We start from the raw sequence: 12740 nt of genomic DNA, 5'->3' as shown, positions 1-12740 counted from the left end.
TGCGTTCTCGATTGCACGCGGCGGCGACCCGCCGCGGATTCGGTTCGAAAAGCCTTGTTACGGACGCCCGGCCCGCCGAGTGGGGGTTATACCGAAAAGCCCGCTCATATGGCAAAAGAGATTACACATGGGTGGACATCGGGATCGGCCAAATCGGCCAACGGCCGGCCCCGACCGCGGGTCGGCACGGGCCGCGCGCGGCCTGTTCAGTAGCCTGGCCACCATCCGGCGCGGATAGATTATTTCGCCGCGCTTCGATAATCTCCGGCGCAAGGGAGGTCCGATTTGCAATCTCGGCACGCCACGATTCTTGCCGCCAATATTTTGGGCTATTCGCGTCTCGTGCGAGTGGAGCCCCGTCGTACGATGAAATCTCTGAAGGCGTGCAAATTGGAGGTCATCGAACCCCGCGCCGCGAAATTTCATGGTCGGATTGCTCGGATGCTCGACGGTCGCGTGTTGATCGAATTCAAGTCGGCCGAAGATGCTGTCGCTTTCTCCATCGACATGCAATCGACGATGCGGGTTCGCAACCGGCCCTTGCGCGAGGACCGGCAGCTCCAATACCGAATCGGTATCGATCACGGCGACATTTCGGACGCGGGCGGCACCGTTCAGGGGGAGCCGGTGACTACGGCCGAGAACCTGACCGAACTGGCGGATCTCGGAGGAATCGCCATATCCGGGCGGGTTCGTGACGACATCGCCGAAAACTCCGACCTCAATCTGTCGTCCCTGACCGGCCCGAGGACCAATGCCGAGCCGGCGCCAACGGACGGCTATGGTATCGCACTCGATGACAAGGCCGCCGCGTTTGCTACGGCAAGCCAGCGGGTCTCCACGCCCGCCTCCGAGGTCACGCCGAAAACGGGGATTTCGACCGCTCGGCGGTCCCTTTCAACATGGGTTGCGGCAGCAGGCATTGTCATCGTCTTGTTGCTGGCCGGAGGCCTCGTTTGGTGGGCACCGTGGACACCCACAGAAGGGCGCGGCCCCGGAGCCACCGCTGAACTTCCACTCCCCGATCAGCCTTCGATCGCAGTGATGCCGTTCGAGAGCCTCACGCCGGGCGAACATACCGCCATGCTCGCCCACAGCATGACGGCGGCCCTTATCACCGCCCTCGGTCAGGTGCCGACCCTGTTCGTCATCAATCGCAGTGCGACCCACGCTTATCAGGGCGAAAGGACCGACCCCCGGGAGACCAGCAAGGCGTTGGGCGTTCGCTATATCCTCGACGGCACGCTGCAGGAATCGAACGGGCGTGTGCGCGCTACCGTCGAGTTGATCGATGGGACGACCGGGAATTATGTGTGGACCCAGCGCTATGACCGCGCTCTGGACGACATATTCGCGATCCAAGATGAGATCGCCCTCAAGGTGCTGGTGTCGCTCCAGGTTCAATTGACCGAAGGCGATCAGGCAGTGGTGAGGGGAACCGGCACCACCAACGTCGATGCCTATCTTCTGCTGTTGCAGGCCGAGGGCACATATCGCCGATTCACCAGGGGGGCGATGGTCGAGACCCGGCGTCTGGTCCGACAGATCCTCAAACTCGATCCGGGTTATCGGCAGGCACTGCTGCTCGAGGCCCAGACCCATATCATCGACGCTCAGTGGGGGTTATCGGGATCGAAGGAAGCCTCGCTCGAAATGGCGGCCGATATCCTTCGCCAAGCCGCCGCGATGGATGGCGTCATGACCGATGCCGAAAAGGCCGAATTGCTGATGGTCGAAGCCTACATCTATCAGATTCGGGGCGATTTCGATGTCGCTGAAAGGACCGGCAACCGGGCCGCGGCGCTCGGCCCCAACAATGCGAACCTGCTGGCGATCAATGCCTTGATCCAATTTTACGATCGCAATTACGACGAATCGATCGGGCTTCTGCAAAAGGCAATGCACCTGAGTCCGGTCTATCCAAGCTGGTATTCGCTTTACATGGCGCGGAACTATGCCTTCAAAGGGGAAGCCAAGCTCGCCGTGGAGTGGTCTCAGGACGGCATCGAGCGGGCCGAAAACGATACCCTGCGGTCGTCGAACACAGTCACCATCGCATTCGCCTATCAGGACGCCGGTCGGACGGCGGACGCCCAGCGCGCAGCACAGCAAATTCTCGACATACGACCTGATTTCGCAATCCGATCCTATACCCGGGGCATGCCCTTCCGTTCCAAGGAGGATCTGGATCGCTACACTGACGCTTTGCGTGCCGCCGGACTGCCGGAATAAGCGGCGATCGCGTCACAATACGAAATCCGAGGAGAACCACGATGCCGCGCTTCCGGACCTTGGGCGAAGACGCCACCGTTCCCGATATCCTGAAAATGAGCCCGCGCACCGGAAAGGCGTTGATGGAGGTCCATGAATCGATCATGCGCGCGCCGTCGCCGCTCTCCCCCGGCGAGCGCGAGCTAATCGCCGCCTACGTCTCCGGTCTCAACGATTGCAGCTATTGCCACGGCGTCCATGCGGAGACGGCCAAGGCTCTCGGCATCGCCGCGGCGGCGGTCGACACGATCATCGACGACATCGACGCATCCGGGGTCGACGACAAGCTCAAACCATTGCTGCGACTCGCGCGCAAGCTCACCGAAGACCCCGCCGGCGTGACCGACGGCGACGCCCAATCGGTCTTCGACGCGGGTTGGGACGAGCAGTCCCTGCATGACACGATCATGGTCGTCTGCTGCTTCAATTTCATGAACCGCATGCTCGAAGGCCATGGTGTCCACGGCCACGAAGCCATGTATAAGCAGCGTGGGCCAATGCTGGCCGAACACGGCTACCTGCCGCTGATCCGCCTACTCGAGCGGACCGATCCCGATTGAGCGCCACTAGCGGGGATCGATCGGTAGGCGCGGCGCGATCTGGAGGACTTCCTCCATGCGATGGGCGGCACGCAGCAAGGCCGCCTCGCCGCGCGGCCTGCCCACGATTTGGATGCCGACCGGCAGCCCCGCCGAAGTCATGCCAGACGGAATGACGACAATGGGACAAGCGGTTAGGGTCAAGGCGAAGGTGATAGCGAACCAGTCGATGTAGGTCTTGCAGGCGATGCCATCGATTTCTTCGACGTAGCGCTGTTCGACGGGAAACGGCGGAATAGAAGCCGCGGGACAAACCAGCACGTCGCAGTGCGCGAAGAAGTCGGTCATTCGGCCGAACAGGTCCTGGCGCACGCGTTCGGCGTCGTGAAGCGCCTGTGGCGTCACCGCAAAGCCGCGCTCGATGTTGCCCACGATCTCGGGCGCGATCTCCGCGCGGTGGCGCTCCAGCAGCGGCCCCATCATCGTCGCCAGGAGAACACCGCGGAGGGTCTGAAAGGCATCGAGCGCGCCCCTGAAGTCGGGGACCGCGTCGGTGACTTCGGCGCCGATTTCGGCGAATCCCTCTGTCCCGCGCCGACAGATTTCTGCGACCTCCCGGTCCACCGGAACAATGCCCAGATCGGCGCTGAAAGCGACCCGGCGCGGCAACTCGGTCCCTTCCAGGGCGTCGACGAAGGTCCGACCAGCCGAATCGAAGGACAGCGGGTCGCCGGGCACGCTGCCGGCCCCGGCGTCGAGCATCAGCGCGACGTCGGCGACACTCCGCGCCATCGGCCCCTCGACCCAAAGTGTGTCGAATGGTAACAGGCGCGCGCCCCGCGGCACCCGACCCGGCCCGGGGCGCAGGCCAACGACTCCGTTGAAGCCGGCCGGCGTGCGCAGGCTGCCGCCGAGATCGTTGCCGGTTGCCAACCAGACCAGACCCGCGGCCAGGGCGGCGGCGGAACCACCCGAGGATCCGCCCGCGCTGAGCGCCGTATCCCAGGGATTGCGGGTTACGCCGAAGACTGGGTTGAAGGTATGGCCGCCCGCCCATTCCGGGACGTTGGACTTGGCGATCGGGATGGCGCCGTTCGCTTCCAGCCGCGCCACCGTCGCATCCGAGACCGCAGCAACGTGATCGGCTTTCAGCGGCGACCCATAGGTGGTCCGAACTCCGGCCACATCATTGTAGTCCTTGACCGCGATCGGCAGACCGCAAAGGTAGCGTGGATCGTCGACCCGGGACGCAAGCGGTAACCCCTTCGCCTGCGCCCGGGCGCGATCGAAACACCGGATCGGCAAGGCGTTGACGACTGGGTCGACGTCCTCGATTCGCTCAATTGCTGCGTCGATCAGATCGAGTGGTTCAATCTCGCGGCGCCGCAACAGAGCCACCGCCTCGACGGCGCCGAGGCGCCACAGCTCGCTGCTGGTCATGAAACGCTTCTTGTCATGGTCGGTCCCGTCATTCGAGCGGCGGGAAATGCACGCCGGTCCGCGCGAAGGGTAGGCCCGAAGATGGGCCGCCGACAAGGTTACCGCCCCGGCCGCCGTCAAACCGGCCCTGGACATCGGCCGCCGTTATCCCGATTGTGCCGGTGCCCTAGCGACCACGAGGAAAATATGAACCTCGGCATCGACAACTTGCTTGAGGACCGCGATCTGCGGCGGGAATTGACCGGTCGGCGCGTCGCGATCCTCGGCCACCCGGCCTCGGTGACCGGTGATGGCCACCACACTCTCGACGCCCTGGCGGAATGCCCCGAAATCGCCTTGTCGGCGGCGTTCGGACCGCAGCACGGGATGCGCGGCGACAAGCAGGACAATATGATCGAGTCGCCCGACTACAAGGACCCGCGGCACGGCATCCCGGTGTTCAGCCTCTATGGCGAGGTCCGGCGCCCGAGCGACGAGATGATGCGATCCTTCGATGTCCTCCTCGTCGACCTGCAGGACATCGGCACCCGCATCTATACCTATGTCACGACATTGCTCTATGTCCTCGAAGCGTGCGTGGCGCACGCCAAGGCGGTTTGGGTGCTCGACCGGCCCAACCCGGCGGGACGGAAAGTCGAAGGCACCATCCTCGAGGAGGAGTGGCGGAGCTTTGTCGGCGCGGCGCCCTTGATCATGCGTCATGGGCTGACCTTCGGCGAGCTCGCCAAATGGTTCGTCGCGCGGGAAGAGTTGGACCTCGACCTGCGGGTCGTCGCGATGAGCGGCTATGATCCAACCGCCGCGCCCGGCTTCGGCTGGCCCCTCGCCGAGCTGCCCTGGGTCAACCCGAGCCCCAATGCGTCGAGCCTCAACATGGCGCGCTGTTTCCCCGGAACCGTGCTGTTCGAAGGCACCACGCTGTCCGAAGGCCGCGGCACGACGACCGCCCTCGAAGTCGTCGGCGCGCCGGACCTCGACTTCGAGCGCATCCTCGAACGCATGCGTGCGCTGGCCCCGGAATGGCTCGGCGGGTGCCGTCTGCGGCCCTGCTCCTTCGAGCCCACCTTTCACAAACATGCCGGCGAAATGTGTGCCGGGATGCAGATCCACACCGATTACGCCGGTTACGATCCCGCGGCGTTTCGCCCCTATCGGGTGGCGGCGCTGATTCTGAAGGCGATCCGGGCGGAATACCCCGATTACGAGATCTGGCGCGAGTTTCCCTACGAGTACGAGACCGAGCGGCTGGCCATCGATCTGTTGAGCGGCGGAACCTTCCTCCGCCAGTGGGTCGACGACCCGGCGGCGGGCGCGGCCGAATTCGACGACCGCCTCGCGCCCGACGAGGCCGCGTGGGCCGGCGACCGGGCGCCCTTTTTGCTGTATTAGCCGACGCCGCTCGTGGAGGCACCGGGCTCGCGGGTACCTCGCTCCTCTCTTCCCGCCTACCAGCCAATAGGCCTCGTGACGCATTTTGGCGCCATTTGATCACGCTTGCCTGAACGCCCTTCCGTCTACGTCCACATCGATGTCAAAGTTTTGACAGCGGCGCGCTGCGTCAGCTTGTCCGGCTTGTCGGGCACCGGCTGCTTGGCCGACCGCCCATCGACGGCCACCGAGTGCACCCCGTACCACTCTTCATCCCCCCAACCACCGGGAAACGAGCCGACCCGCGCCGTCGTCCCTCTATGCTCGAATACCGGCGGCCCCTGTTTCCACCATTCATCGCACCATTCGAACACGTAGCCGCCAACGCAAACGTTGCCCGTAGCAGCGCCGTGATTGGCGTCGTGCTTCAGCATATCCGCATGATGGACCTCGATGTATTTCGCTTGATCGGCCGCCCTACCCGGTAGCTCAACGGGTTGCCCCGCGGGGTAAGCTTCGTTCGGTTGGTGGCTTGACGCCGGACATCCGTATTCGGTAATGAGCAGCGGCTTGTCGCTTGCGTCACCGTAGGAGTCGAAAAGGATGTCAAACCCGGCGCTGATGGTCCCGCGATAGGAATTGATTCCGAAAACGTCAATCGCGGGAACACCATTGCCTACCGACCGAGCCTTTTGCGGCGCCTCCAATCTGTCATCGATAAAGCACTGCATGGTCAGTTTTTCCGGCGCCGCCGTCTTCGCGATCGACCCCAACTCGTTCATCCACGCCCACCACGCAGAATTGGCGATGTTGGTCTTCGAGTTGAGCTCATTGCCGATGATGAACCCCATAACGGCGGGGTGATTCGCCATGTCTTGGCACATCAGCTTGGTTCCGATTTCGGTGACCCGCATGAGATCGGGGTTATCGAAAGCCGTGTTGTTGATCGGGTAGGCCGCCCACACGCTGATCCCGTGCGTTTCGCAGGCATCGAGAAAATCGCTGTGATCGACCGTACCCGAATTGGGATCGTCGGGTATGCGGTAGGGTTTGGTCGTATAGAGTCGGAGCGAATTCGCGCCCGCGGCTTGAATCAGGGGCAGGTCGCGCCGGTAGATGGATTGCCAGTATGGAATGAAAAAGTCGCCGAAAGGCTCCCAGTCAAAACTGGCGCCGATGGGAACGGGTGAATAGCAGAATCCTTTCACCCATACATTCGAGCCATCGCGGAGTATTCTGTAGCCGTCGGTCGTGTATTTTGTCATGGATATGGCCCTCGTTGTGGCCGACCTAACCAACCCTGGTAGACTTAAGATCGACGATAGCCGATCAAGTACCTCAGGGCAAAATGAACGAGTTGGTCTTTGGACCTTCCGGTTCGATACCGTTTGTCTCGACGCAAGGGTTCGGGCGGAGCACCCCGACTACGGGATCTGGCGCAAATTTCCCTAAGAGTACGAGACCGAGCGGCTCGCCATCGACCTGCTGAGCGGCGGCACCTTCCTCCGCCGGTGGGTCGACGACGCGGCGGCGGGCGTGGCCGAATTCGACGACCGCCTCACGCCCGACGAGGCCGAGTGGGCGCGCGATCGGGCGCCCTATTTGCTGTACGAACCGCCGCCGCTTGAGTCGGTGTCCGCGGCCCTCGCGCGCCCAATTGCTTTGGTCGTGGGTGCCAAATCTATGGTGCCCGCTCCGGGACTCGAACCCGGACGGCCCGAAGGCCAAGGGATTCAGCAGCTTTTTCCAGATGGGCCGGAATCCGACGAATACCAGCTCATGTTTGTGGCTCCTGAGCGCCTGGAGCTGAGCAGCTTCGAGTTGAAGGTTGCCGAAGAGCCGACCGGAGGCAAGGCGGGTGAGTGGCGGCAAACCAATCGAGGACGCGAGCGCATCTTGCTACGCTTCGATGCGCTCGACCCTTGCTGCGGTTCGCTTGTAGGCCGGGGTTTGCGAGGCCTTGTCGAACGTGCCGCTGATCAACCGGTTTGCGGGTGCTTCGGCGAAGTGGAACGGGTAGAAGATTGCTCCCTCCGGTGTCCGATCGGTCACAAAGACCTTGACCTCGATCGAACCACGTTTGGTGACGATGCGTCCCATGCAGCCGTCCTCTAGATCGTAGCGTCGCGCGTCCTCAGGGTGCACCTCGACCTCACCCTCGGGCCGCATATGATCTAGTCCGCGCGAACGTCGCGACATGGTGCCCGTGTGATAGTGCTCCAGCAACCTACCCGAGTTGAGGTTCAACGGATAGTGATCATCGGCCACGTCCTCGCCCGCGTAGTCCTGGTTGACGACATGGAACAGACCCTTGCCAGAGGGCGTCGGGAAGTTCTCCTCATAAAGGAAGCGGGTGCCGGGGTGCTCGGTATCGAAGCAGGGCCACTGCAGGCCGCTACCGCCGAGTCGCTCGTGGCGCATGCCGGCGTAGGATGGCACCAGAGAAGCAATCTCCTCCATGATTCCTGCGGCGCCCGGATAGCTCATCGGGTAGCCCATGGCGGTCGACACGTCGCAAATGATTTCCCAGTCGGCACGCGCCTCACCGGGCGGTTCGACCGCCTTGCGGACGAGTTGCACGCGCCGCTCCGTGTTGGTGAATGTGCCATCCTTTTCAGCGAAGCTCGCTGCAGGGAATACGACGTCGGCCAGCGCCGCCGTCTCGGACAGGAACAGATCCTGCACGACGAAGAATTCGAGCTTCTTCAAGCCGTGCTCCACCTCTGTTATGTCAGGGCTTGAACCCATCGGATTCTCGCCCATGATGTACATGGCCTTGATGTTGCCTTCACCCGCACCCTCCTCCATCTCGACCACCGTCAGGAATTCGTCCTCAGGCATCGGCACACCCCAGGCCTTCTCGAACTTGGCGCGATCCTTGGGGTCTTTGATGTCGTGGTAGCCGGGGAGGTTGTTGTGCTGGCCCTGCATATCGGAACAGCCTTGCACATTGGATTGGCCGCGCAGCGGGATAAAGCCGGTGCCGGGACGGCCGACGTGACCCGAGATCAGTGAGAGATTGGCCATTGCCAGAGCGCCATCGACGCCGGTCAGGTGCTGGGTGATGCCCATGCCCCACAAAAGCATGCCGCGCGCTGCCTTGCCATATATCAGTGCTGCTTCGCGCAGCCGGCTCTGTGGCACGCCGGAAACCTCTTCAACATACTCAGGCGTATATCTTTCGAGGTTCTCGATATAGGCCTGCCAGTTTTCCGTTCGCGCCTCGATGAATTCGTCGTTGGCCAGTCCCTCCTTCCAGATGATATGCGCAACGCCATTCAGCACGGCGACATTGGTGCCGTTCTTCGGCCTCAGCCACACATCGGCATGGTCGACCATCTCGATGCGGCGCGGGTCGATGACGACAACCTTTGCCCCGCTCTCATACTTGGCCTTGAACACCTGGCTTGAAATAACAGGGTGCGTCACAGTCGTGTTTGATCCGCACACGATGAAAGCCGTTGCCATACGCACATCGGGACTTGAAGCGGAAGGGGCGCTGGAGCCGACTGCCTTTTTTAGGGCGACGGCAGAGGCCATATGACAAAGCCGTGCGCAGTGGTCGATGTTGTTGGTGCCGAAGGCGCACCGGATCATCTTCTGGAAAACAAAATTCTCCTCATTCGTGGCCCGCGCCGAAGTAAGGCCAGCAAGAGCATGGGCGCCGTGCTTGGCCTTAACCTCATTGAGGCGCTTTGCCGTAAAGGCGATTGCTTCGTCCCAACTTGCTGGTTCGAGAGGGCTATCCTTGCCGCCACGGCGCATCAGCGGCTGCGTCAAACGATCGGGATGATGAATGAAATCCATACCGAAACGGCCCTTGACGCACAGATTACCGATGTTGGCGTCCGAGACGGGCGAGGGATTAACGGCGACAACCTGCCCCATTTCGGTTTCCAACTCGATGGCACAGCCGACACCGCAATAACAACAAGTCGTCGTGGTTTTCCGGCGCAGGTTCTTGGGTAGAACGCCGGTGTCAGATAGATCCTTGAATGAGCCCGTCGGGCACACACCGACACACTGACCGCAGTTGTTGCATTGCGTGTCGCGGAAGTCGTTGGTGCCGCTGACGAGTACCGGGTAGCCCGACTGGTCGACCGTATAGACCTTACGATGCTGAACTTCGTTGCAGATGCGTACGCATTGCAGGCATTTGATACACTTTTCGAATTCGAGCTGAAAAAACGGCCAGGACACAAGCGGCGGTGCGATGCCTGGATCGACCGGTTCAATCTCATTGATCTTGGGAATTACATTCATTTCCATGCATCCTTACCCAGGTAAGTCTTGGTTCCAGCACCGTATTCGATGGACAGGCTCTGCAACGTACACACGCCGGCCGCCGGGCAACGGCACATGAGGCACCTACCGGCTTCTTGCAATGCCACTTCCTCTGAAAAACCGACTTCAACCTCTTTGAAGGCTTCGTCATTGTCCACGTCGCCGCCGTGTTGTGAATTTTCGAACGTCCTGGAGCGATCCTCGCTATCTAGGACCGGCATTTCGGCCATCGGTGCCGCTGATGCGGCTTTCGCGCCGATGTCGAAAAACTCGGGCTTGTACTGGAAGATCGCGGCGGCAATGCCAGCGTCGTCGGCACCGTTCAGGTAAGCATTGATAGCGAGGGCACTCAGACGCCCGGCCCCCACGCATTCAACGACAGTGGCTGCACCGGTAACGCAATCACCACCAGAGAAAACGCCGGGCAGGTTGGTCTTCAACGTTGTTTCGTCCACGACGATGGTGCCCCATCTTGTGTCGAGACCGAGGTCATCCTCTTTGAGCGAGGCGACGTCGACGTCCTGCCCGATCGCCATGATAATCGTTTCTGCAGGCGTAAAATACTCCGAACCCGGTATTGGGACCGGGCGGCGGCGGCCGCTTTCATCTGGTTCGCCGAGCTCCATGCGCTGTGACGTTAAGCCAACGGCGTGTCCATTCTCGACCTTCACGGAAACGGGGGCTGTGAGGAGCTCGAGCTTGATGCCCTCGACATCGCATTCGTGTATTTCGTGTGCGGCCGCTGACATCTCCTTGCGCGTACGTCGATACATCATGGTCACATCGGACGCACCGACACGGCGTGCCGTGCGCACCGCGTCTGCTGCGGTAAAGCCTCCGCCGATGACGATGACGCGATTACCGATATCGACGGTCTGGCTCCAGTTGACGTCGGCGAGAAACTTGATCGCCGGTATAACACCTTTGGCGTCCTCGCCAGGAATACCCGTCGGTTTGGCGATCGTAGCACCAATGGACAGGTAAACAGCGTCGTACCCCTGATCCTTGAGTGTTTCGATCTGATATTCACGGCCCATCGCCTGGCCCGTCTTTAGTTCGACGCCGAGCGACAGGATGTCGTTGATCTCCTGGTCAAGGACATGCGTGGGCAGGCGGTAGGGCGGAATGCCGAAGCGCAACTGGCCTCCCGCCTTCTTTTCCATTTCAAGCAGCGTAACCTTGTGTCCGGCAAGCGCCAGATAGTAAGCCGCAGAGAGTCCCGCCGGGCCGGCTCCAATGACGGCGACGCGTTTGCCGGTGGCAGGTTTTGGCTCGGGTTGCGTTGGCAATCCTGATTCCACAGCCTTGTCCGCCGCGAAGCGTTTCAAGGCGCAGATTGCGACCGGCTTGCCGTCAATCTGAACGCGCCTGCACGGATCTTCGCAAGGTCTTGGGCACACGCGCCCAAGCACGCCCGGCAACGGCAGCATCTCCTTTATGAGAGCCGTTGACCCTGCATAGTCTTTCTGGAGGATGAGGTCGATATAACCGGCAACGTCGATCCCGGCGGGGCAAGCCGCCGTGCAGGGCGGTTGGCAATAGGCGTTGTGATCGGCGAGATAGGTATTGAGCCTGTCCTTGCGTAGCGCCTTCAATTCCAAATTTTCGGTCTGGACCGTCATGCCCTCTTTGGCCACGGTCATGCAGGCCTTCACAAGGTCTGCCCGGCCGTCAAGGACGACATTGCACAATTCGCAATCGCCAGTGGGCTTTATTCGAGGATCGGCGCACATTGCAGGAATATCGATGCCCGCACGGCGGACCGCCGCCAGGATGGTCTCGCCCGCCATCGCTTCAACCGACTTACCGTCGATTTCCAGCCGACACGGCTCAGGGCTCACCTCGGGTTCGCCCGCATGGTCCTGGTCGATCCCAGCGTCGCGCGTGCGCTTCTCACCCACTCGGTCATCTTGCATTGCCTTCCTCTCTTTGTGGCAGTGACCATTTGGCCGTCGATGGTCAGCAGGATCTTCGCGGTTTCATAGTTCAATCTGCGAATTCTTAAAAGCTCGTTTGAAAAAGAGTTGAGTGGGGATATTCTTCGTTCTCATCCTTTCGGCACCCAGGGCTTAGCGGGATCGCCACCGAACCAGATCTTTTGGTTATGGATTTTGCCGAGGAGTTCCGTGATTTCCGAAATGTTTTGCTTGAAGCTCTCCATCTCCTCTGCGTTTTCCCGCTCTGCCGATTCCCGGTAACTATCCGAACGAATGGACAATTCCTTCCTTAAGCAGAGTTCGATGACGTCGATATCCGACGGATTCAGATTGAAAGTCTTTTTGAATGTCATTGCATGGCCCTTCCATCCTCAATCCGCGTGGAAGCGAGATACCAGTGTTCCCCGGGAAGAAACGACCATAGTCCGATATCTCCCGGATGACCGCCGGTTCTGGCCATTACGGTAGCTATTTGGGCTTTCAATGGCAATTTGGAATTCGATGTGCGTGGGCATTGCGCTTCGCGTAGCCCCAATACCGGCACCAACGGTGGCCTCCTAGTGCTGATGGCCGTATTCCCCATCAGTCAGGCACACGTCTCCGGTGGTTTTCCTCTCCACGCCGACCGCCGCTTGGGTCAAGCCGGCACCGGCGGCGTACGCAGCCGGGCGATGTGCGCTTAGATCCAAGATAGCTTTGATCGCTCTATCGGTCCCCATTGTGTGGGCCGAGTTGAATGTTAGTTGAGCGGCGGACGTTGCGCTAATACCAAGTCTCTGTGAGTGGGACTCATATAGGGGCTTTCCGGAACGGTGTTTTTCTGATTCAAGATGGCAAACGGATGGAGGTTTGCCATGGGTTCTCCGGTTTCACTTCGAGACGATTTTGGTGCGGCCGGACT

Annotated in this window: 8 protein-coding genes; 3 read left to right on the top strand and 5 right to left on the bottom strand. The window is 61.1% G+C overall.

Going from position 1 to position 12740, the window contains the following annotated elements; translation table 11 throughout:
• Nucleotides 1-366 precede the first annotated feature (366 nt).
• Both GY791_15925 and GY791_15920 read left to right on the top strand, forming a co-directional pair.
• Nucleotides 367-2232: a hypothetical protein gene (locus GY791_15925; protein ID MCP4329915.1), complete on the top strand. Its 1866-nt coding sequence runs from the start codon at nucleotides 367-369 to the stop codon at nucleotides 2230-2232.
• Between the two features lie 41 nt (nucleotides 2233-2273).
• A complete protein-coding gene (locus tag GY791_15920; GenBank protein ID MCP4329914.1) occupies nucleotides 2274-2831 on the top strand; it encodes a peroxidase-related enzyme in 558 nt (185 codons plus the stop codon).
• 6 nt (nucleotides 2832-2837) lie between these two features.
• Here the strand turns inward: GY791_15920 and GY791_15915 are convergent, their stop codons facing one another.
• Nucleotides 2838-4250 (bottom strand): amidase, encoded by a 1413-nt coding sequence (locus GY791_15915; protein MCP4329913.1) that lies wholly within the window; start codon nucleotides 4248-4250, stop codon nucleotides 2838-2840.
• A gap of 186 nt (nucleotides 4251-4436) precedes the next feature.
• On the opposite strand from GY791_15915, the gene GY791_15910 reads away from it, so the two are divergent.
• Nucleotides 4437-5639, top strand: a complete 1203-nt coding sequence (locus tag GY791_15910; GenBank protein ID MCP4329912.1) for a DUF1343 domain-containing protein — start codon at nucleotides 4437-4439, stop codon at nucleotides 5637-5639.
• A gap of 125 nt (nucleotides 5640-5764) precedes the next feature.
• On the opposite strand, the gene GY791_15905 is transcribed toward GY791_15910, so the two are convergent.
• The 4 genes from GY791_15905 to GY791_15890 form a co-directional block, all read right to left on the bottom strand.
• Nucleotides 5765-6883, bottom strand: a complete 1119-nt coding sequence (locus tag GY791_15905; GenBank protein ID MCP4329911.1) for a hypothetical protein — start codon at nucleotides 6881-6883, stop codon at nucleotides 5765-5767.
• 634 nt (nucleotides 6884-7517) lie between these two features.
• A complete protein-coding gene (fdhF, locus tag GY791_15900) occupies nucleotides 7518-9881 on the bottom strand; it encodes a formate dehydrogenase subunit alpha (protein ID MCP4329910.1) in 2364 nt (787 codons plus the stop codon).
• Complete coding sequence (locus tag GY791_15895) at nucleotides 9878-11818, bottom strand: FAD-dependent oxidoreductase (protein MCP4329909.1); 1941 nt, start codon at nucleotides 11816-11818, stop codon at nucleotides 9878-9880. The genes fdhF and GY791_15895 overlap by 4 nt, the downstream gene beginning before the upstream one ends.
• 131 nt (nucleotides 11819-11949) lie before the next feature.
• Nucleotides 11950-12192 carry a hypothetical protein gene (locus tag GY791_15890; GenBank protein ID MCP4329908.1) on the bottom strand — a complete coding sequence of 81 codons (243 nt, stop codon included), beginning with the start codon at nucleotides 12190-12192 and terminating at the stop codon, nucleotides 11950-11952.
• Nucleotides 12193-12740 lie beyond the last annotated feature (548 nt).

The organism is Alphaproteobacteria bacterium, assembly GCA_024244705.1.
Taxonomy (GTDB): Bacteria; Pseudomonadota; Alphaproteobacteria; order JAAEOK01; family JAAEOK01; genus JAAEOK01.
The sequence above is the reverse complement of the archived record's forward strand: the minus strand, read 5'-3'. Positions and strand labels throughout refer to the sequence as shown.